Below are 22404 nucleotides of genomic sequence, written 5' to 3'. Positions count from 1 at the left end.
AGTCGCCGAGGGCGGCAGGTCGAGAGGGGACGTACGGGGTATGCGTGAGCCGGGCCGTTGGACGACCGTGACCCCGTCGCAGTACGAGCATGAGCGCAAGGCACTCAAGCATGTGCAGGAGCATCTGCCTGATCAAGAGCCGTTCCGTGCGTGGTCAAATTTCACGTTCACAGCCGAAACCGGCCACGTGTACGAGGTCGACCTCCTGGTCGCGGCCCCAAGCGGTCTCTACCTCATCGAGATCAAGAGTTTCAACGGTCGGGTGACAGCCTCCGGGCCGAACTGGATGCACAACGGCCGTGCCCTGGACAACCCACTGCACCTGGCGAACACCAAGGCGCAGAAGCTGAAGTCGCTCCTGGTCCAGGAGAACCGAAATCGCCGGACTGGCCTCCAGGTGCCCTTCCTGCAGGCTGCCGTGTTTCTGTCCGAACCGGGACTGCGCGTGGAGTTGCCTCAGAACCAGATGCACTGGCTCTTCGGTCCCGAAAGGTCCGGCGGAGCGCGGTCTGATGCACTGCCGTCGGTCATTTCGGATCTACTCCTTCCCCTGCCCGCCAGCGGGCGCGGATCCGTGGACGCCCGCTTCTCACGAGCGCTGCCTGGTCTGCTCGAGGGCGTGGGTATCGCTCGCAGCAAGAAGCACTTCCAGATCGGCATGTGGGATCTGGAGCCCAAGCCGTTCGACATCGGTAAGGAGTGGCAAGACCATCTTGCGCGTCACCGCGAGCTGTCGAAGGAGCGGCGGCGTATCCGCATCTACCTGGTGGAGCGGAACGCTGCGCAGGCCGACAGGGCCTCGGTGGAGCGCGCGGCTCGTCGTGAGATGCAGGTACTCCATGGCATCAGCCACCCCGGGATCGTGCAGCCCGACTCGATGGAGGCCCACGAGAATGGGCCGGCTCTGATCTTCCGCCACCCGCGGGAGGCGATGCGCCTTGACCGTTACATGGCAGAGTTCGGACCGCGGCTGGATGTGGAGACGCGGGTCGGTATGGTCCGCCAGCTGGCCGAGGCAATGGCGTATGCCCATCGTCGGCGCCTGTTCCACCGTATGCTCGCCGCCCGGAGCATCCTGGTTGCCCCCGGTCCGCGTCGTGTCCCGGCACCTGGCCAGTCGGCCGCGGTGACGGCCGAGCAAGCCCTTGCTGAAGCGTGGCTGCGGCCTCACTTGCTGATCAGTGACTGGCAAGCTGCTGTCCGGTCCGCTGACTCATACGGATCCAGCGGCTCTCTGCCCACGCCCAGTAGCCATACCGGACGGCACACCGACGCGGCAGCCGAGCCGTATCTGGCCCCCGAACTCTCCGCGCCGAATCCTGACTCCGTGGCCATGGACATGTTCGGCCTGGGCAGCGTGTCCTACTTCCTGGTCTCCGGGAAGGCGCCAGCCGACACGCATGCTGAGCTTTTGGCACGGGTCAGCCAGGACAACGGTCTGCGGCCCAGTGCGGTCGCCGAAGCCGTCACGCCGTGGATGGACGAACTGATCCAGGCCGCCACCGCTCCAGTGCCCAATCAGCGGCTGTCCAGTGTTGCGGAGTTCCTGGAGCTTCTGACCGAGGTCGAAGACGACTTGACCGCACCCACTGTGGCGGAGGCCCCTGCCGAGGAGGAGCTCGACCCGCTAGAGGCGCGGCCCGGTGATGTGGTCGGCGGCGAGTGGAAGATCAGTAAGCGACTCGGTACCGGGTCCACCTGCCGTGCGTTTCTCGCTGTGAATGAACGGACGGGGGCCCAGGAGGTCCTCAAGGTCGCGCTCTCCGATGAGAAGGCCAAGCGTCTCGAGCACGAGGCCCGCGTCCTGAGCGCTTTTCCGGCGGATTCCCGCGTCATCCGCCTTGCCCGGCGCGAGCCGCAGGTGATCGGCAGCCGTGCGGTGCTGGTCCTGGAACATGCGGGCGAGCACACCGTGGCCCGCAAACTGCGCGAGGGCGGCCGACTGGAGCCCGGAGAACTGCAGACGTTCAGCGAGTACTTGTTCGGTGCGCTGGACTTCCTCGAAGGCGAAGGAATCTTCCACCGCGACATCAAGCCCGACAACATTGCCATCCGGGTGCGTAAGAACCGGACGAAGCAGCTAGTCCTCTTCGACTTCTCCCTCGCAGGCATCGATGTGCGGGAGACCGAGGCGGGCACCCCCCGGTACTTGGATCCGTTCATCGGCACGGTGCGGCGCCCTGTGTACGACGCCCACGCCGAGCGCTACGCGCTGGCGATCACCCTGCATGAGATGGCTTCCAATGAGCTGCCTCTGTGGGGCGACGGTGCCACTGAGGCCACTTTGGTGGATGAACCGGTTACCTTGGCGATCGAGGCGTTCGACCCGTCGCTGCGCGAGAGTGGCCTGGTCGACTTCTTTGCCCGGGCGCTGGCGAAGGACGCCAATGACCGCTTCGCGTCCTTGCAGGAGATGCATGCCGCGTGGAGGCGGATCTTCGATGCGGCGGACGCGACCCGTCCGGTCGGTGCTGCTCCAAGGCTGACGGGCCTGGAGGCCGACGATGATGATCCGCAGCTCGCGGAGCAGGAGCGGGATGATGCTGCGGCGAAAGCCGGCCCGGATACCCTGCTGGTCGCCGCTGGCCTGACCGCACGGGCCATCTCGGCGGCGGAGCGCCTGGAGGTAACGAAGGTCGCTGATCTGCTCCCGCTGGCCGGGCGTATCACGTCGCTGCCTGGGCTGGGGGCGAAGACCCGCAAGGAACTCCAGACACGCATCAAGGAGTGGCGTACCCGCTTCGGCTCGGGCTCTTCACCGACTAGCAGGGAACAGCGCCGCGCGGCTGAGCGTGAACTGGCCGCAGCGGAAGAGAGTGCCTCTGCTGCCCCATCTGTCTCCGACACAGACGACAATGCGCCGGATACATCAGTCTCGGCACTGGACCGCATTGGCCTGGACTCGATCGCGGCTCTGCTGGTGCCGGCGATGCAGAAGACACGCCGGAACGAGAACGAGGTCGAGGCAACCCGGCTGATGCTGCGGTTGCCCGACGCCGACGGGAACCTTCCTGATCTTCCGCCTTGGCCACCGCAACAGCCGGTCGGCGCCTTGCTGCGCATCACCACAGGCCGCGTCGGCCAAGTTCTCGTCAAGCAGCGACAGCACTGGGCCCAGATGCCCGTCATGCACAGCATCCTTGCCGAACTCGTCGAGCTACTTGAGGGCTTCGGGCGTATCGCCGGTGCTCAGGAGCTAGCCGACGCGCTCCTGGCAAGGCGCGGCAGCTCCGAAGGCAGCGATGCCGTACGGCGGGCGATCGCCGCCGCAGTCGTACGAGCGGCGGTGGAAGCCGACTCGGCCGCTGCCGAGGACCGGCGCTTCCTCACCCGCCGAACCGGCGACCAGATCCTGATCGCGCTGGAAGCACCCGAAGACGCCACACCGGACACCCCCGCCCCTGCGGCCTTGATCAAGTACGCCCTCAAGCTCGGAGAGACCGCCGATCGTCTGGCCGACATGGACGTCATGCCCACCTCCGCGTCTGTGCTCCGCGAGCTGACGATAATCCGGCCACGCGCATACAACGTACCGACCGATTTCGAGCACGCGAGGCTCGTCCACCTCGCGGCGGCCGCAGCCTCACAGGCCGCAGCCTCACCGCGCCTGGAGATCTATCCTCGCGATCTCGCACCTGAGCGAGCCCTGCGCCTCGCCCAGGCCGGCGTGGCGCCCCCTGCACGCGAAGGCAGCACAATCCCTGGAAGCCGCCCTAACGTCCTTCGCCCGGAACAGGTACAGGAGCGAGTACAGGCACGCTTTCCCGAACTCGCCCCGCTGCCTGGGCACCCGCAGCTTCACAAGCTGCTCAACGACGCCGGCTTCGACCTGGAGTGGCAGGGCTCCGGCCGCCAGGGCGGATATGTCACGCCGCGCGGCGCGGGATCATCAACCGGCGCCGTCATCCAGCCACGCAAGGCAACTGACGACATCACCTCGCAGTGGCACACCGAATCGCCCGAACTGGCACGCGCCGTGCGCGCCGAACAGCAGCTGGCAGGCTCACGCGACCGAGACGGCTTCCGAGCCCTGACCGTCAGCATGTCCGGCTACCTTGCCGCCCGCGACGAACTCGTGCGGCGCTTCGACGTCCGCCCGGTCGACGTCGGAGCGCTGTTCGTCGCCACCATGCGGGAACTGGTCTCTCAGGGAACGAAACCCACCTGGGAGACCGTGGTGGAGGCCGACATAGCGGAACCCGGCTCCCTCCCCCACAGCCGACTTCACTCCCGCTTCATCGACCCCGCCTGGGAACACCTCCAGCCCCAGCTCGAAGAGATCACTTCGACCGCCACCGGTCCTGTACTGCTGCACGGCGCTAGCCCGCTCGCCCGTTACGACCGCATGCAGCTTCCCCTCGAACTCGGTGGCACGGTATGGCTTCTCTGCCCGATGCGCGATGCAACGGCCGAACCCATGCTGGATCACGCCCACGTGCCACTTGAGACGAAGGAACAGTGGATCGTGCTCAACGACGCCTGGGTAGCCAACCAACACCGCACCACAACGAACGAGGAGACGGGTAAGTGATCGACCGCGCCGCGCTGCTCAAGGACCTGCAGCGCCAGGTGAAGACCCTGGAAACCGACCTGCGCCAGCAGGTCACCGCGGTCGAGGAAACGTACACCCGGCTGCGTGCCGAGTACGACAAGGCATTCAAGCTCAAGCGCACCGCCGCCGCCTGGGGCGCTTGGCGCGACGAACGCGTCACTCAAGCTGCAGCCGCCTGGGTTTTGGGCACCGTCTTCGTCCGCTTCTGTGAGGACAACGGGCTCCTGGGAAACCGCGGGTTCCTTGCCGGGCCCGACGAGGAGCGCATGACCCTGGCCGAAGAGGCCCAGGCCCAGTTCTATCGCGACCACCAAGGCAACCAGACCGACCGCGGATGGCTGCTAGCGGCCTTTGAAGAGATGAGCAAGGCGCAGGCGGGCTCCCTGCTCTTCGACCGACGACACAACGCTCTCTACCAGATCCCCCTCTCGCATGACGCGGCCAAGAGCCTCATCACCTTCTGGCGACGCTGCGATGAGCAGGGCACCCTCGTCCACGACTTCACCGACGACAACTGGGATACCCGTTTCCTCGGCGATCTGTATCAGGATCTCTCAGAATCCGCCCGCAAGACATACGCCCTTCTGCAGACCCCGGAGTTCGTCGAGGAATTCATCCTTGACCGCACACTGACACCGGCCATCAACGAGTTCGGCCACGAGACGGTCAAGATGATCGACCCCACCTGCGGGTCAGGTCACTTCTTGCTCGGCGCGTTCTGGCGTCTACTCTCAGAATGGGACCGAAATGCACCGGGACGGGGGCCCCGCGAGCGGGTAAAGCTCGCCCTGGACGCCGTGCACGGCGTTGACATCAACCCATTCGCTGCGGCCATTGCCAGGTTCCGATTGGTGATCGCAGCACTCCGCGCAGCCGACTTCAAGAACCTAGATGAGGCCGCAGGCTACCGCTTCCCCGTCCATGTAGCCGTTGGCGACGCATTGATCAAAGCCCGAGAGTTTACCCTGCCGGGCTTCGAAGACCTTGGCGGCGAGACCGACGAACTCGCCGAGTTTCAATACGCGACCGAGGATCTGAGTGATCACTATCCCATCCTGCGAGAGGGTCGCTACCACGTAGTGGTAGGCAATCCACCGTACATTCAGGTCAAGGACAAGAATCTTAACCAGATTTACCGGGATCTTTATTCGGCGTGCGCAGGCTCCTATGCCCTGTCTGTGCCATTCGCTCAACGATTCTTCCATTTGGCCCGCGAAGCCGACAAGCATGGCAAAGGCGCAGGCTTCGTCGGACAAATCACCGCCAACTCCTTCATGAAGCGCGAATTCGGGCGCAAACTTATCACTGAGTTCTTCAGCCTCAAGGCTGAACTCAGTGAGATCATCGACACATCCGGCGCCTACATCCCCGGCCATGGAACACCCACGGTCATCTTGATTGGGCGCCGGCGAACCCACCACTTCCACTCCCCCACAGTGCGAACCATCTTGGGTGTCAAGGGTGAGCCGGGCGTGCCCATCAAGGCTGCTGAGGGCCAAGTTTGGCAGGCCATCCTCCGACAGATTGACCAGCCTGGCAGGGAGAGTGAGTGGATCAGCTCCGTCGACGCCAAGCGTTCCGCCTACTCCACTTATCCTTGGAGCTTGTCTGGAGGCGGCGCCAAAGATCTAGAAGAATCGCTTCGCGTATCTTCCACTTTGCCTCTAGGTAAAATCGTGGAGAGCGTCGGACGCACTACATCAACGGGCGAAGATGACCTTTACTTTCTTCCAAATCTTCAAACAGCGAGGCGTCTAAAAAATTCCGAATACGTTCGCGAGCTAGTGGTTGGCGATTCGGTTCGAGACTTCTCAGCGAACACGTCCGTATGGGTTCGAAACCCTTACGAAGACCAGCAAAACAAAGAACCGATCCTGGAGTCCCATCCCCTTGCGAAGGACCTCTGGATCGCTCGGACTCTTCTAGGCCGCCGCCTGATCTTCGGAAAGACGATGATCGAGAATGGTCGCCCTTGGCCTTCCCACCTCGAGAATTATTCCAGCAAGCTCAAGACGCCACTCGCCATCACTTTCGCCTTCGTGGCCACGCACAATCATTTCGCCTTCGATAGAGAGGGCCGCCTCTTCAATCGAACTGCACCCATGATCAAATTGCAAGAAGGCGCCACCGAGGAGGACCACCTTGGTCTACTCGGAATTCTGAATAGTTCAACCGCATGCTTCTGGCTTAAGCAGGTAAGCCAGGGAAAGGGAGGAAGCGGACTCGGCCGCGGGGTGCAGGATGAGGAATGGGAGGAGCGTTACGAGTTCACTGGGACCAAGCTCCAAGAGTTCCCACTTCCTACTGAATACCCGACAAGCCTAGCCGCCGAACTGGATCGCCTGGCTCAAAGCGTAGCAAAACTACTGCCGTTTGCCGCTACTGCGCCCGCCGCTCCTTTGCGCTCCCAACTCGAAGCGGACCACGCCAGCTACCATTCCGCCCGGGCCCGCATGATTGCACTACAGGAGGAGCTCGATTGGCATGTCTACTCGGCCTACGACCTAGTGGACACCCTGCACCTACCTGCAGATTCCGTTCCCGATATCAATCTCGGTGAACGCGCCTTCGAGATCGAGCTTGCCCGCAGGATGGCACGCGGCGAGATTGAAACTCAATGGTTTTCCCGGCACGGCTCCGCTCCGATCACCGAGCTACCGGATCACTGGTCGGAGGAGTACAAGGAAGTCGTCAGCAAGCGTATTGAAATCATCGAAGCCAATCGGGCAATTGGCCTGATCGAACGGCCCGAATGCAAGCGTAGGTGGGCAGCCGAGAGCTGGGACACCATGCAAGCCCGGGCCCTGCGGACATGGCTGCTGGATCGAACTGAAGCGCGGGACTTGTGGTTCCACGAAGTGGACGGAATGGAGCAGCCGAAGCTTCTGACCGCTGCCGAGCTCGCAGATGCACTCGCCCTAGATGCGGACTTTGTCTCCGTGGCTGAGTTGTACGCGCCCGGAAAGGACCTCGGCAAGCTGGTGGCTGAACTGGTCACGGACGAGCACGTCCCGTTCCTTGCCACCCTGCGCTACAAGGAAGCTGGTCTGCGCAAGCGCGCCGATTGGGAACACATGTGGGATGAACAGCGCCGGGAGGACGCGGCCGAGACGGAGGAGAAGCAGAACGCGATCCGAGACACCATCGGTGCTCCACCCAGGTACGCCGCTGCAGACTTCCTCAAGCCTTCTTACTGGCGGAACCGCGGCAAGTTGGACGTGCCGAAAGAACGGTTCATTTCCTACCCGTACGCCTCCCGCGACGGTGACAGCTCCCTCCTGCTCGGCTGGGCCGGCTGGGATCATCGAGAGCAGGCCCAGGCCCTGTCCACCCTCATCGTCGAGCGCGAGGCGCACGACGGCTGGGGCTCTGAGCGGCTAACACCACTGCTCGCGGGCCTGCGTGAGGCGCTTCCCTGGGTTCACCAGTGGCACAGCGACTTCGACGTCACGTATGGCGACTCTCCTGCGAGCGTGTACGCGGGCTTCCTGGTAGAGACGACCAACCGACTCCGTCTGACCAACGCTGCACTGACTTCCTGGCGTGCGCCACAGAAGGGGGGCCGCGGGCGCCAGCCGAGTTAGAAGCAACTGGGCGTTGGAGGCTTCGGCGCTCTGCCCACGCCCGGAGCAGCCCCACACGGAGGCGTCGCATACGAACCCTGCTCCAGCTCAACGCGGCCATTCCCAAACGCTGGTCGACACCCCGCAGGCCAAAGATCACTTTTGAGCCGAGGCGGCTGCGGGGTGTCAGAGCTGGCCCGTAGGCTATGCGTCATGGCTGGTCCCAATAGTTCTTTGCTGCGTGAGTACATCGACATCCCCGAGCGGGCGAGCGACTCCGACTTCGTCCTCAAGTTGGCCGAAGGTGTGGCGGACGCTGAAGTCACGTTGCGTGACTACGTAATCACCGACCGGCTGGTGGAGAACTTCGACCAGGCACTCGGCCTGGTCCAGGCGGGTGTGACCAGTGGAACGTCGCAGGCCACGTACCTGCACGGTTCCTTTGGCGCCGGTAAGTCGCACTTCATGGCGGTGCTATACGCACTGCTGCACGGCGAGGCTGCCGCCCGGTCCCGTGATGAGTTCGCAGGGCTGCTGGACAAGCATGATGTGTGGCTGCAGGGACGACGTTTCCTCCTTGTGCCCTACCACATGCTGGGTGCGAAGTCGATGGAGCAGCGGATCCTCGGCGGGTACGCATCGCTGGTACGCAAGCTCCACCCGGAAGCCCCGGTGCCGGGCGTACACCGCACCGATGCCCTTATGGACCAGGTCCGCAGTCACCGCGCTCATCTCGGCGATGAAGTGTTCTTGTCCAAGCTGCCAGGGGCCGCAGAGGATGCGGCATGGGGTGACACGGAGCCGTTCTGGACCTCCGCGAAGCTGAACGAAGCCATGGCAGCCCCATACGATGACAAGCTGCGCAAGCTGTTGGTCAGTGACCTGATCAACAGCTGGTTCCCGAGTTTCTTCACCAACGCGAGCGAGGACGCGGAGGCGTTCGTCTCCCTGGACCGGGGCCTGACCGAGATCGCTGGGCACGCCAAGGACCGCGGGTATGACGGCCTCATCCTGTTCCTTGACGAGCTGGTGCTGTGGCTGGCCAACTCGCTGGGCAACCAGAAGCTCGTAGCCCGGGAGGTGCAGAAGCTCAGTAACCTCTTCGAGGGCGGCGACGCCCGCCGGCCGATTCCGGTGATCAGCTTCATCGCACGGCAGAGGGACATGCGTGACCTGGTGAAGGGAGATGCCGCCGGCGCCGTCGAGCTGACGATCCAGGACACACTCAACCTGGCCAGTGGCCGGTTCTCCACAATCACCTTGGAGGACCGGAACCTCCCGGAGATCGCCCGGCGCCGACTGCTGAAGCCGAAGGACGACGAGGCTGCTGCCGCGATCGGCAAGGCGTTCGAGGCCACCACGAAGGTACGGCGCGAAGTCTGGGACACGCTTCTGGGCAGCGAGGGCACGACGGGTGCGGACATCGATTCCTTCCGCGCCACCTATCCCTTCTCACCGTCGTTCCTCGACACCCTGGTCCACGTCTCCAACGCGCTGCAGCGATCCCGCACCGGATTGAAGCTCATGCGGAACCTGCTGATCCAGCACCGCAACGACTTGCGGCTGGGCCAGCTGGTACCCCTCGGTGACCTGTACGACCAGATCGCCAAGGACGGCGGCCAGCCGTTCACCGAGCGGCTGAAGGTCGAGTTCGAAAATGCGCAGAAGCTCTACGACACCCGGCTGAGGCCGCGGCTGCTGGCGGACTACTCGCTGAGCGAGGAAGACGTGGAGCGCGTGCGCCTTGTCGGGGCCACCGGACGGACGGCGACCGGAGAGGCCGTGTCGGCTGAGCTCGCGGCCCGCGTCAAGGAGTTCACCGGTGATGACCGGCTGATGAAGACGCTGCTCCTGTCCGCACTCGCTCCGTCGGTTCCCGCACTCGCGAACCTGACCGTGCGGCGGCTGTCTGCGCTCAACCACGGCAGCATCACGAGCCCCATTCCCGGCGGTGAGGTCACCAAGGTGGCCTCGAAGGTCCGGATGTGGCACACCCGGCACGGCGAGATCAAGGTCGATGACGGTGACGACCCGGGGGTGCGCCTGGAGCTCGTCGGTGTCGACGTGGACAGCGTGCTGGCCAATGCCACTGGTTACAACACGTCGGGCGCCCGCAAGGCCATGGTCAAGCGGCTGCTGTGGGATGAACTCGGCGTTATCGAGGGCGAGATCGTCAACCGCGCGGACGTTGCGTGGAAGGGCTCACGCCGTAGCCTTGAAGTAGTCCTGGGTAACGTACGCGATCCGCGCGATGTGCGGGACGATGCGTTCCATCCCAGCGAGGACACTGCCTGGCGGCTCATCCTCGACTACCCGTTCGACGAGGGGACTTACGGGCCAGCGGATGCGCGCGACCGGGTTCACAAGCTCGTCAACGAGCGAGGCGTACACGCCCAGACCGTGTGCTGGGTTCCCGCCGGCCTGACGCATGAGCGGGAGAACGACCTGGGGCTGCTCGTCGTCATCGACAAGGTCCTTACCGGGCAGCAGTTTGACTCCTATGCGGGGCATCTGAACCCTGCGGACCGGCAGCGGGCCCGCGCGGCTCTGGAGAGCCAGCGCGAAGCCCTGATGACGCTCTTCCGGGATCTTCTGCGGCAGGCGTACGGCCTGGCCCAGCAGCAATCCGGGCACGTGGTTCCCTATGGCGACCACCTGTTGTCTATGACCCCGTCGCTGCGTCCGACGCTGCCGTTCGGGGACACTCTGAAGAACGCGCTGCGCAGTATCGCGGACCAGGCACTCGCCCATCAGTTCCCCGGTCACCCGGACTTCGACCCTGACCGGGTAAACGCCACGGTCAAGCCTGCCGACGCACGCACCGTGCTGGGCTACATCCGGCAGATCGCGGAGTCGTCCGAGCCGAGCATCGAGGTAGCCAAGCAGGACCGGGCGGTGATGCGACGCGTGGCCGACGCGCTCGGACTGGGCACGATGCATGAGGCCCGCTTCACTCTGGATCGCGCCTGGGCGCAGCACTTCGAGCGCGAGGCCGACAAGGCCGGCCGCAGCGGCGACCTTCTGAAGGTGTCCGACCTTCGGGCGTGGACGGACGAGCCTATGAGCAGGGGTCTGGAGCCCTTGTTGAGCAGTCTGGTGATCGCCTGCTTCGCCGAGATGACTGACCGGGTATGGACCCGCCACGGCGGCATCATCGACCCCGCCCCGGAGCTGAACCAGATCTCCGAGGACCTCGCTCTGCGCGAGCAGCGCCTGCCTGACCAGGAGCGCTGGGACCAGGCACGCGCCAGGGCTATGGACCTCTTCGGTATCAACCAGCCGCCGCTGCGGCGGGGGCGACTGGTAGGGATGTTCGTCCGCCAGTTGTCTGATGACGCCCGACGCTATCGCGACGCCGCAGCCGATTTGGTCACCGAGCTGGAAGAGCACGCCGTAACGCTCGGCATCGACCCCAATGCCACCTCCGGCCGGCTGCACACCGCCCGTATGGCGGTGGACTTGCTGGAGGGCCTGGGTAGCCGCAGCGGCAGCGTGGACATAGTGGAGCACCTGGCCGACGCCGACTTGGGCGGGCCCGCGCAGCGTGCCGGGCGCTCCATCAAGTCCGCAGCCCGTGTGGTGGAGGCGCTGCGAACGGCCCCCTGGGACAACTTCAGGCTGGTCGCGGGAGTTGGCTCGCCCTACAGCGTGGAGGCGAACGAACTCTTCGCGAAACTGCGGGGCGCCGCGCAGGCCGACGAGATGACGCTCAAGGTGGGGCTGGTCGACGTCCTGGCACAGGCGCGCAAGGAAGCAGCCGCCCTGCTCGAGCGTGCGCTGAGCAGGCCGACTCCTCCGCCTGCCGAAGAGCAGGGCACGAAGGACGCTCCGGTCGACCGGCCCTCTCCTCCCTCCGAGCCCACCAGGGCCAAGGCTGCCTCACATGCGGCAGGACGCTACCGAGGCACCAACGAGGACCTCACTCTGCCGCTCCAGGAGTTGGCTGAGTTCCTGAGCACCAACCCGCAGGCCGTCGTGGAGCTGGAGTGGCGGGTGGCCGAGTGAGCACGACGACGGACGAGGCCGCTGCGTCTCGTGCGCCTCGACTGGGCCGTGCGGCTGTGGAGCACCGCGTCGCCCAGCTTCTGCGCCAGCACCTGGACCGGCCGACTGCCGCCGTCCATCCCGTCCCCTCGATCGTGCTGCTGCGCGCTGACCCGGTGTGGGAGTCGGACCAGCCCCTGCGTGTGCAGGGGCGCACCGTCCGCGTGGCGGCGGGGGTATCTCCCCTGGGGGTGTTGGGCCACGTCACGCAGCACACCAACTCGCCCGACGCGGATCTTCTGGTGATCCTCACCGACCAGGAGGAGGCACAGCTCGGCCGCACTGTACTGAGCGTGGCTCTTCGCCAGCGTGTGCACACCGTCGACCGTTGGGCATTGGTCGCCGAGCAGTTCGGCGCGCAGCAGGTCGAGCCCCGGCTCACGGATGAAGCATGGGCCGCTGAGGCGCTCATGTCGGCCCGGCCTCCGCAGAACGGGTGGCCGAGGCTGCCCGGCAAGGTTCTCAGCCGTGATACCGCCCTACGGCACCTGGCCGCCAGCCGACTGGGCCTGGACCAGCGGCTCGGGCTGGGCGCCGAGGGACTGGACATCAGGTCCCTGCTACGTTGGTCGGCGCTTCGGGGCGCGACCGAGTCCCTCGCTTCTCTGCGATCGGCCGAGCGCGTTGGCCTGACCCAATGGCTCATTGGCGCCACCGGTAAGGCGGGCCGGGCCCTGTTCGCCCTCATCGGCGTCGACCGCGGATCCGATGCGCTGGCAGCCGGTGTGGTCTGCCAGGCCCTGTGGTCACCGCAGGCCGCCGACATGGAGCGGCAAAAGGGGCGCGTCGACCGGTTCTTCGGCGACGCGCAGCTCGACGATGCCACGATGCGGGCGTTTGGAGATGCCGCCCGCCAGGTGGTCATCCAGCTGGCCGACGAGGCCTGGGATCCCGAGCGTGCTGGCGTCACGCCCGCTGACGCCAACCGGTTGCTGCACACCGTTCTCGACCGAGCCGAAGCCCTGCTGGAGCAGTTCGGGGCCCAGGACGCGGCGAAGTACAGCGATGTTCTGCGGTCCGGGTTCCACCACCGCGTGGATGCGGTCGCCGAAGCGCTGACAGCCTGTCTGTCCAGGCGTGGCGACACTCGCCCCGCCGCTGACGTCCTCGCCGCTCACGTGGCCGCCATGTCTCAGCATCAACTGCATGCCTTTCACCAGCACCGGGTCGAAAGAGCACGGATGGCCCTGCGCCTCGTGCAGTGGCTGGCACACCCGTCTCCCCTGCCGGAGACGCTGGCGGCCGGCATCGACGCCCAGATCAGCGACTGGGGGTGGGTCGACCACGCCGTGGCACAGGTATGGGCCGGCGAGGATATCCACCCTGGCCTCAAGGCCGCGTACCGGCTGCTGCACGAGCGGGTCGCTGTGCGGCGGCGGGCGATGGACGAGGCATTCGCCGGCCGCCTGCAGGAGTGGACACGCACCGGCACCGCCCGCGATGGATTGCTCATGGTCGAGAACCTCCTCGAAAAGGTGGTTGCGCCGGTGGCGGCTGGCGATCGGCCGGTCCTGTTCCTGCTCCTCGATGGCATGAGTGCCGCGGCAGCCGTGCAGATCGCTTCGGAGATGGCCCACACCTGGCAGGAGTACGACCCGCTCGGCGGCACCAGCCGCAATGCCAAGAGCCAGCCCGCCCGCCGTCGCGGTGTGGTGGCCGCGCTGCCGACGCTCACCAGGGTGTCGCGCGCGTCGCTGTTCGCGGCCGAGCTGTGCGAGGGCGGGCAAGACCTGGAGCGCGACCGCTTTGCCCGTCACGCCTTCTGGGACGGCCGCGCTGCGCGCCTGTTCCACAAGGCCGACGTGCGGGGCGAGGCCGGAGAGATGCTCGGGGCCGAACTCTCCAAGGCTCTGGCCGCTCCCGACACGCTCGTCGGCGTAGTCCTGAACACGATCGACGATGCACTGGACAAGGACCGCGAGCGCAGCGACGCCACCTGGTGCCTCGATGACATAGGGGTGCTGCGGATCCTGCTGGAGCACGCGAGCTACCACGGACGTGCGGTCATCATCGCCAGTGACCACGGCCATGTCCTGGAGCGAGACGGCCAGCTGCGCGCGGCCCAGGACTCGGTCTCAGCCCGGCACCGCGCGGGGGCTGCTTCCGCGGGCGCAGGCGAGGTAGAACTGGCCGGGCCGCGGGTAATCGCTCCCGGCCAGCGCGTGGTGTCCCTGTGGGATGCCGGAGTCCGCTACACGGCCCGCAAGGCCGGTTACCACGGGGGCGCCTCGGCAGCCGAAGTCACCATCCCCCTGCTGGCCTTCCTGCCTCTGGGAGCTGTATCCCCGCCCGAGCAGTGGCGCCCCCTGGGTGACTGCCGCCCCACCTGGTGGGACACGGCTGGCTCTGCCGTACTGGCTGCCGAGCCGGCGCAGACCGAGCCGGTCACACAGGGCAGGAAGCAGAAGACACCCGACCCCACAGAAGGTCAGATCGGACTGGACCTGACCGCCACGCGCGGGCTGGAAGCCCTGCTCGACGAACTCCTTGGCTCGGACATCTTCGCCGGGCGGCACCTGCTCACCCCGCGCAAGCTACCCAAGCCGAAGATTCGCTCGGCGATCGGGGCTCTGCTGAAGGCGGGCGGCATCTTGCCCGCGGCCGTGCTCGGCGAGCGGGCCGGAGAGCTTCCTGACCGTGCTGTGCGGTTCGCCACCGTGCTGCAGAGGATCTTCAACGTGGATGACTACCCGGTGCTGTCGCTCACCGACAGTGGTCGCAATGTTCGACTGGACAAGGACCTGCTGCGCCGCCAGTTCGAGCTGAAGGGGGACGTGTGAACCAGGTCAGCGCTGCCAAGCGCCGCGAGGTCATCGATGCCCTGCGCCGCGGAGCCGTCCCCGAGTCCGGGCTCGACCTCCTCGCGGTGGGCCTGTCCCGCTTCGAGGTCGCGCTGGATGAAGAACTGTCCGCGGTCGCCGACGGCGGATCTGTGTTCAAGGCAGTGCGCGGCGAGTACGGCTCGGGTAAGACCTTCGTCACCCGTTGGCTGGGCGAACGCGCCAAACGACGTAACTTCGCCGTCGCCGAGGTCCAGGTCTCCGAAAACGAGACCCCGCTACACAAGCTGGAGACGGTCTACCGCCGTCTGACGGAACGCCTGTCCACCCCCGGCTTCCCGCCCAGCGCCCTGCGTGCGGTGGTCGACTCGTGGTTCTACGCGCTGGAGGAAGACGTCCTTGCGGAGCAGGGCACCGGCGCTGCTGCTCCTGACGCCCTGGGCACAGCTGTCGACAAGCTCCTCGCAGAACGGCTGGCTGAAGTCAGCCGCACCGCACCATCCTTCGCAGCGGCCTTGCGCGGCTACCGCAGTGCGGTCGCCGCAGGAGATGCACCGACGGGCGACGCGATCTTGGCCTGGCTGGGCGGACAGCCGCATGTGGCAGCCAGCGCCCGCAAGGCTGCGGGCGTGCGCGGCGATCTCGACCACTTCGGCGCCCTGGGCTTCCTGCAGGGGCTGCTCGCCATCCTGCGCGACAGCGGCCATCCCGGGCTGCTGCTGGTGTTGGACGAGGTCGAAACACTGCAGCGGGTCCGGTCCGACGCGCGAGACAAGGCTCTCAACGCCCTTCGGCAGCTCATCGATGAAGTGCACGCCGGCCGCTTCCCGGGCCTGTACCTGGTCATCACCGGCACCCCTGCCTTCTTCGACGGTCAGCAAGGGGTGCAGCGCCTGCCGCCCCTGGCTCAGCGCCTGGCCACCGACTTCACTACCGACGCGCGGTTCGACAACCCCCGGGCGGTGCAGGTCCGACTGCCCGGCTTTACGGTCGAGTCCCTCACCGAGCTCGGCGGACGTGTACGAGACCTGTACGCGTCCGGATCCACCCACAGCGACCGCGTCACCGCCAGCGCGGACGACGACTATCTGGCCGACCTCGCCAAGGCCGTCGCCGGAGGACTGGGCGGCAAAGTTGGCATCGCGCCACGAGTGTTCCTCAAGAAGCTGGTGAGCGACGTCCTCGACCGCATCGACCAGTTCGAGGACTTCGACCCGCGCAAGCACTACGCCCTCACCCTGACGTCCTCCGAACTGACCGAGACCGAACGCAACGCAGCGATGCCCCCCGCCGCAGCGGCTGGCGACGTCGAACTCAACCTCTGAGGCTCATGTGGCGGACAGCGCTCTCGATCAACTCCACCCGGTCGTCCTGCACCACATCGCCAACTCCCTGGGCTGGCCCGGTCTGCGACCGCTCCAGGAAGCGGCCATCGAGCCACTGCTGAACGGCAATGACGCGCTCCTGCTCGCGCCGACCGCCGGCGGCAAGACCGAAGCCGCCGCGTTCCCGGTGCTGTCCGCCATGGAACAGCAGCAGTGGAAGGGCCTGTCCGTCCTGTACGTCTGCCCGATCAAGGCCCTGCTCAACAACCTGCTGCCCCGCCTGGAGTCGTACACCGGATGGCTGGGCCGGCGCGTCGCCCTGTGGCACGGCGACGTCACCGCGACCAGCCGACGCAAGATCCTGCTCGACCCGCCGGACATCCTGCTCACCACCCCCGAATCCATCGAGGCCATGCTCGTCAGCACCAAGGTCGAGCACCAATGGTTCTTCGTCAACCTGCGAACCGTCATCGTGGACGAGGTCCACGCCTTCGCCGGCGACGACCGCGGCTGGCACCTCCTCGCCTTGCTCGAGCGCCTGACTCGCATCACCGGTCGGCCCATCCAGCGCGTCGGCCTGTCGGCGACGGTTGGCAACCCACAGGATCTCCTGGCGTGGTTCCAGGGCTCCGGCCAGGGCAGCCGGCCCGCCCAAGTCATCGCTCCGGACATCCCCGCCCGACCGGCCGAAGCCGCGGCCCCCCCGCCCGGCGATATCACCCTGGACTACGTCGGCAGTATCGGTAATGCCGCAAAGGTCATCGCTTCCCTCCACCGCGGCGAGAAGCGACTGGTCTTCTGCGACTCCAAGCAGCTCGTGGAAGAACTCGGGGCATCCCTCCGGGCCAAGGGCGTCGATACGTTCCTCTCCCACGCTTCCCTCTCCGTGGACGAGCGTCGTCGCGCCGAACAGGCTTTTGCCGAGGCACGGGACTGCGTCATCGTCTCCACCAGCACCCTGGAACTCGGCATCGACGTAGGCGACCTGGACCGAGTTATCCAGATCAACGCCCCCGCCACCGTCGCCTCGTTCCTCCAGCGGCTCGGCCGCACCGGACGTCGCGCTGGCACGACCCGAAACTGCCTGTTCCTCGCTCTGGACGAACAGCGCCTGCTGCACGCCGCCGGCCTCCTCGCTCTATGGGGTCGAGGCTTCGTCGAACCAGTAACTGCCCCACCCGAGCCGCGACACATCGCCGCCCAACAGCTTCTCGCCCTGTGCCTGCAAGAAGGCCGCATTGGCGACCGGACCTGGACCGAGCACTGGAACGGCCTCGAGCCCTTCGGCCCGAGCGCAGCCCCCATCGTCAAGCACCTCATCGACGGCGGCTTCGTCGACTCCGACAACGGGATGCTCTTCATCGGCCCGGAAGCGGAACGGCGCTTCGGTCAACGGCACTTCATGAACCTGACCGCCGTCTTCACCGCCGCCCCGGAATTCGCCGTGCTCTCCGGCCGCACTGAGATCGGCCGCACCGACCCCATGCTGCTCACCGAGAGGGTGGAAGGCCCCCGCCTGCTGCTCCTCGCTGGCCGCAGCTGGCGCGTCAACTGGATCGACTGGGCCCGACGCCGCTGCTTCGTCGAGCCCGCCGATGGCGGAGGAAAGGCCCGCTGGTACGGCAGCGTCCTCGACGGCGCCTCGTATCAGCTCGCCCGCGCAATGCGTGACGTCGTTCTCGGGCAGGACCCGCCCGTCCAGCTCACCGAGCGCGCTGTTACCTACCTCGCGCAGCTCCGCGAGTCGGCCGTCGACACCACCCATCCCGCCAGCACCGTCATCACACGCGCCGGTGATGACGTTCGCTGGTGGACCTGGGCCGGCTTCAGGGCCAACGCCACGCTGACCGCCACGCTCGCCGGACTCAGCGATGAAAGGCAGCGCTTCAACGAACTGTACGTACGAATGCGCCCCGACCTGACACCCCAGATGTGGGCCAGCCACACCTCTGACGCCGCCCAACGCCTGGTCCTGCCTGAGATCGACGACAAGGCCCTCCGCGGCCTGAAGTTCAGCGAGGCCCTCCCGCCCCGCCTCGCCCGGACAACCGTGGCACAGCGCCTCGCAGCCACCGAGCGAGCGGCGTCCGTCCTCAGCGAGCCCGTCCGCTTCTCCTCTCGCCTGGACAGCTAGAAGCGCTCCACTCCGGCCGGCCTGATGCATCAGCCGCGCCGCATGGCCGAGCTGGGCCAGTATCTCGCGCTCCCTCGTCAGGGCTGTTGCAGCTCGCGCGGCTCATAGCGGAGTTGGTAGGCGCGGACACCGTTGCCGTTCATACGGTAGATCGTGATACTCGACAGGAACTGCTCCTTGACGTCCAGAGTGCGCTGCCGTTCCTTCTCCGCATTCCCGCTGATCCACTCCTCGATGTGCTCCGGCAGTTTGAAGGCCAAGCGGTAGGCGTCTTCATCTTCCCGGGGGGACAGCGTCCACTCTGCGGTCGCGGCTTGCCCCGAGCGGCGCAGGCGCACGGCATGGTCGGGAGACTGCTCGGCGTAGCCCAGGAACTGCGCCTGGTCCTCCGCAGCCAACGGCAGGATGAACGGAGCCGAAGGGAACCCCAGCAGAAGCTCGGCCGCCGCGTGCTGCTCCAAGGCCCCGACGAGCTGCATAAGGATCACAGATACGGATGCCTTGAACTGCACAGCGCTGGTATCTGCTGACATTGGCACCCCTGGCGGGCAAGTGCCGAGGGCGTCGCGAAGTACCTTGCGCATCCACGCCACGGGGAAGACCTGCACAGCGTGCTTCTCCTGCGCCTGATACAGGTCGACCGCCGCGATCCTGATCGCCTCACGCAACCAGGTAAACGACTCTCCAGACAGATCTACCAGGGAGATCTGGTGGGCAAGCGCATACCGCTGCGCCTCAGGCGTGAACCCGTTCGCAGAGAACAACGCATACGTGTATTGGTAGCGCCTCCTGGGCCGCCTACCCTCGTGGTCCATGAAGTTCTCGTTGACATCGTGCAGAACGCCATGGGCGTTTCGCACGACCTCCAGCCGGCACTTCTCCCTGTAGTGCTTGGCCTCAAGAAACAGACGGACAGGGAGGGAGAACGCAGGTGTGAAGGCAAACTCCCCGAGCACGTCGACCTGGTGGACAGCGCCACGGCCGCGAACACGCAGCGCGCCACCAGATCCAACAAGTTCGTCACGGTCCTGCTGCTCGTCGACAAGCAGCCGGTACCCGCTATGCCGAAGCAGCCACGCCAGCGCCTCCTCCAGCAGGTACCCCCGCAATGCTGACCTCTTCGCCATACCGCCATTCCCCCCAGCACCAAAGAGCCATCTCCAGATTCGATCTTCCCACGCGGCAACGTTGCGTATCCCCCAGCCCTGGACCGTCCGTGCAGACAGGACGAGCTGCGCCGGATTGAGCTCGTCGGTGGCTGCTTCCCGACGGCTCAGGCAGGATGCATGGAGTGACAACGCACCCAATCTCAGATACGACGCATGCAGCCGCCGTTGAGTCCTTTCTCGAACGGGCAGGGACCGTGTTCCGCCGGTTCGACGAACAGGACTCCGGTTGCGTTTCGTACGGGCTTGCAGCTGCGGGCCAGCGCTGGTTTGTGAAGAGCGCCTCAACAGGCAGCGGGGTCTCGTCACTGCGTCGGGCGGTCTCGGTACACCAAGCGGTCTCCCATCCGGCCATCGTCCCGCTGACGCACTCCTTCACCACGGACGAGGGTCTGGCGTTGGTGTACCCGTGGTTCAGTGGAGAGGTCCTGTATCACCCAACGCGGTCCCGACACGGAGGCCGTGCCATTGCCGGCAGCCCGATGGCAAGGTTTCGGGGCCTGCCACTGTCGCGGATCCACGCGGCCCTGGACTCCATTCTTGGCGCCCACCTCGCCGTGGAGCAGGCGGGTTTGGTGGCCGTCGACTTCTACGACGGTTGCATGCTGTACGACTTCGAGGGTCACAAAATGATGTTGTGTGACCTGGACGAGTTCCGGCCTGGACCATTCACCCTGGAGACTGACCGGCTTCCCGGTTCAAGGCGCTTCATGGCCCCGGAAGAGTTCGTACGGGGTTCGGTCATCGACCTCAGGACAACCGTGTTCGCACTCGGGCGAGCCCTCCGCCTCCTCCTCGACGCCGGCGACGAGGAGAAGCAGTGGCGCGGCACCCGCGGCCAGCTAGCCGTCGTCAGGAAGGCCACCGCGCCAGTCCCGGAGAGCCGCTTCCGCTCCGTGCGCTCACTCGTCGATGCTTGGCACGCGGCAGTCTGAGAGCGGCCAGCCTCGCCTGCGTAGCGAATCCCCGCAACCCGGCGACGGTCTCGCGCCATCCCTGACTGAGGATTCACCCGACGAAGCTGGTGCCTCAGGCGGTGCCGATCGCGAGGACGTGCGCCGAGGCGTCGGCGAATACGCCGTGCTCGTCCGCCAGACGGGCCGTCGCGATGGCGTCCGCAAGCAGTGCTCCAGCTGCCTCCTGGTCCGCGAAGCGGCCAGCCGCGACTACGTACGCCCACCCCGGGCCCTCGATTCCATGCACGCTCACACCGCTGAGCCCCGCCTCGCCGGCCTCCTGGGCAAGCTCGGCTGCGGTGTGGAAGTGCACCACCGTGAACCCCCTGCTGCCGTCGTAGGAACCGGTACGGACCACCTGTGTGACCTCGCCAGCCATCAGCTCCGGGGACAGGCCCGCGCTGACGGTGTAGTCCTGCATCAAGGAGTAGCGGGAGATCCCCGCGGCTGCCACCAAACCGCCCGGTGCTGCGACCCGGCGAGCCTCACGGAGTGCCCTGAGGCGGTCCACGCGGTCCGACAGATGGTACAGCGGGCCCAAGAGCAGGACCGCGTCGAAGCTGTGGGACGGGAGGGCCAGGTCGCGGGCGTCTCCCAGCTCGGCCGAACACCCCGGCGCGTGCGCGCGGGCCTGTTCCACGTGCTTCGGCACGGGGTCCAGGAGTAGCACCTCGTAGCCGTCCTCGGTGAGCCAGCGGGCGTGCGTACCCGGGCCGCCGCCCACGTCCAGTACCCGGGCCGGCGGCGGAGGTAAGCGTCGGCGCAGCAGCTCCCGGGTCCGCTCGAACTCCAGGCGGCCCGTCGCGGTGGCATGCAGCCTGGACGCCTCGTCGTACTCCGTGTAGAAGTCGCTGATCCGCTCGTCGATGCTTGTCATGCCTTGCGATGGTAGGGCCCGGCCAAACGTCCTGCATCCCGATATCCGGCTGCTGCGGGGCCGGACCCGGGACAGAGAATCCGGTGGCACTTGCACACCAGTGCCCAGGACACATCTCAGCGCCAGCGCCAATATCCCGGAGCCGCGGAACATCGCTGCGGCCTATGGTGTGCAGCACCTGGCGCGTACATGCACTGCCGTGTCGTACGAGAAGGAGAGGCCTGCGTGCTGATGACCAACGAGACGCTGCACGACCGGTTTATCGACCTCGCGGAGCTTCCGGAGCGGGGCCGGGTGGTCGACTTAGGCTGTGGCAGTGGCCCGGCCTTGGCCGCCTTCGCGAGGCGTTTTCCGGAGGCGCACCTCACGGGCTTCGACCGATCCGAGCTGGCTCTGGCCACGGCTCGCGAGCGTCTACAGGCTCACGCTGGCACAGTGGAGTTGGGCTCCGTGGATCTACGCGAGCAGCTCCCTCTCGCGGACGGCAGCGTAGACACGGTCGTCTCGTCCAACCTTCTCGAGTGCCTGCCTGACCCGGCTCAGCTCCTGAATGAGGTGTGGCGGGTGCTGCGTCCGGGTGGTCGCGCGGTGCTGTCCCATTCCGACTTCGACTCGCTCGTGATCGCCGGTGCTCCCATCGACCTCGACCGCAAGATCGGCCACGCCTTCGCCGATGACGCGCCCTCATGGATGGATAGCTCGGATGGGAGAATCGGGCGCAAGCTGCCCGGTTTGGTCCAGGCATCACCGCTTGCCCGGACCCATGTAGAGACCGTAGTGACCTCCTCAACTGAATTGTCCGGCCATGCCGCTCGCCGGGTCGGCGATATCCGTGGAGCCTTGCGGTCGACCGCCAGTCAAGGACACAGCGCAGTGGGGTTGGAGGAGATCGACGAGTGGTACGCCGCGGTTCAACGGGCAGCAGCAGCTGGGCGCTTCTTCTTCGCCGAGACAGCAGTGCTTGTTGCAGCTCACCGCATCTGATGGGTCACCGGCTGCTCGTCCAG

At 66.2% G+C, this 22404-nt stretch carries 10 protein-coding genes; 8 read left to right on the top strand and 2 right to left on the bottom strand.

All coding sequences use genetic code 11. The features are described 5' to 3' along the window. The first annotated feature begins 40 nt into the window (after positions 1 to 40). The 6 genes from pglW (at position 41) to AB0C82_RS26080 (ending at position 18398) form a co-directional block, all read left to right on the top strand. A complete protein-coding gene (pglW, locus tag AB0C82_RS26105) occupies positions 41 to 4531 on the top strand; it encodes a BREX system serine/threonine kinase PglW (RefSeq protein WP_362846285.1) in 4491 nt (1496 codons plus the stop codon). Then, entirely contained in the window at positions 4528 to 8136 is a 3609-nt protein-coding gene (gene pglX / locus AB0C82_RS26100) for a BREX-2 system adenine-specific DNA-methyltransferase PglX (RefSeq protein WP_362846283.1), read from the top strand. The genes pglW and pglX overlap by 4 nt, the downstream gene beginning before the upstream one ends. A gap of 192 nt (positions 8137 to 8328) precedes the next feature. Continuing rightward, on the top strand, positions 8329 to 12120 hold the full coding sequence (locus AB0C82_RS26095) for a phage resistance protein (protein WP_362846281.1): 3792 nt from the start codon (positions 8329 to 8331) through the stop codon (positions 12118 to 12120). Then, positions 12117 to 14939 carry a BREX-2 system phosphatase PglZ gene (gene pglZ / locus AB0C82_RS26090; RefSeq protein WP_362846279.1) on the top strand — a complete coding sequence of 941 codons (2823 nt, stop codon included), beginning with the start codon at positions 12117 to 12119 and terminating at the stop codon, positions 14937 to 14939. Before AB0C82_RS26095 ends, pglZ begins: the two co-directional genes overlap by 4 nt. Further along, positions 14936 to 16264, top strand: coding sequence for a BREX system ATP-binding protein BrxD (brxD, locus tag AB0C82_RS26085; RefSeq protein WP_362846277.1), 1329 nt, complete (start codon positions 14936 to 14938; stop codon positions 16262 to 16264). Before pglZ ends, brxD begins: the two co-directional genes overlap by 4 nt. A gap of 7 nt (positions 16265 to 16271) precedes the next feature. Next, complete coding sequence (locus AB0C82_RS26080) at positions 16272 to 18398, top strand: DEAD/DEAH box helicase (RefSeq protein ID WP_362846275.1); 2127 nt, start codon at positions 16272 to 16274, stop codon at positions 18396 to 18398. Positions 18399 to 18475: 77 nt separating this feature from the next. On the opposite strand, the gene AB0C82_RS26075 is transcribed toward AB0C82_RS26080, so the two are convergent. Continuing rightward, entirely contained in the window at positions 18476 to 19525 is a 1050-nt protein-coding gene (locus AB0C82_RS26075) for a restriction endonuclease (RefSeq protein WP_362846273.1), read from the bottom strand. A gap of 155 nt (positions 19526 to 19680) precedes the next feature. On the opposite strand from AB0C82_RS26075, the gene AB0C82_RS26070 reads away from it, so the two are divergent. Beyond that, complete coding sequence (locus AB0C82_RS26070) at positions 19681 to 20499, top strand: serine/threonine protein kinase (protein ID WP_362846271.1); 819 nt, start codon at positions 19681 to 19683, stop codon at positions 20497 to 20499. Between the two features lie 94 nt (positions 20500 to 20593). On the opposite strand, the gene AB0C82_RS26065 is transcribed toward AB0C82_RS26070, so the two are convergent. After that, positions 20594 to 21397 (bottom strand): class I SAM-dependent methyltransferase, encoded by an 804-nt coding sequence (locus tag AB0C82_RS26065; RefSeq protein WP_362846269.1) that lies wholly within the window; start codon positions 21395 to 21397, stop codon positions 20594 to 20596. A gap of 231 nt (positions 21398 to 21628) precedes the next feature. On the opposite strand from AB0C82_RS26065, the gene AB0C82_RS26060 reads away from it, so the two are divergent. Continuing rightward, the gene (locus AB0C82_RS26060) at positions 21629 to 22381 is read left to right on the top strand and encodes a methyltransferase domain-containing protein (protein ID WP_362846655.1); all 753 of its coding nucleotides are present in this window, start codon (positions 21629 to 21631) and stop codon (positions 22379 to 22381) included. Positions 22382 to 22404 lie beyond the last annotated feature (23 nt).

This window comes from Streptomyces sp. NPDC048560 (assembly GCF_040650955.1).
In the GTDB taxonomy this organism is placed as follows: domain Bacteria; phylum Actinomycetota; class Actinomycetes; order Streptomycetales; family Streptomycetaceae; genus Streptomyces.
The sequence above is the reverse complement of the archived record's forward strand: the minus strand, read 5'-3'. Positions and strand labels throughout refer to the sequence as shown.

Coding starts and splice junctions, on each gene's coding strand:
- AB0C82_RS26065 (WP_362846269.1), bottom strand. CDS start 21,397: ATGACAAGCATCGACGAGCGGATCAGCGACTTCTACACGGAGTACGAC.
- AB0C82_RS26095 (WP_362846281.1), top strand. CDS start 8,329: ATGGCTGGTCCCAATAGTTCTTTGCTGCGTGAGTACATCGACATCCCC.
- AB0C82_RS26075 (WP_362846273.1), bottom strand. CDS start 19,525: ATGGCGAAGAGGTCAGCATTGCGGGGGTACCTGCTGGAGGAGGCGCTG.
- pglW (WP_362846285.1), top strand. CDS start 41: ATGCGTGAGCCGGGCCGTTGGACGACCGTGACCCCGTCGCAGTACGAG.
- AB0C82_RS26060 (WP_362846655.1), top strand. CDS start 21,629: ATGACCAACGAGACGCTGCACGACCGGTTTATCGACCTCGCGGAGCTT.
- AB0C82_RS26070 (WP_362846271.1), top strand. CDS start 19,681: ATGCATGGAGTGACAACGCACCCAATCTCAGATACGACGCATGCAGCC.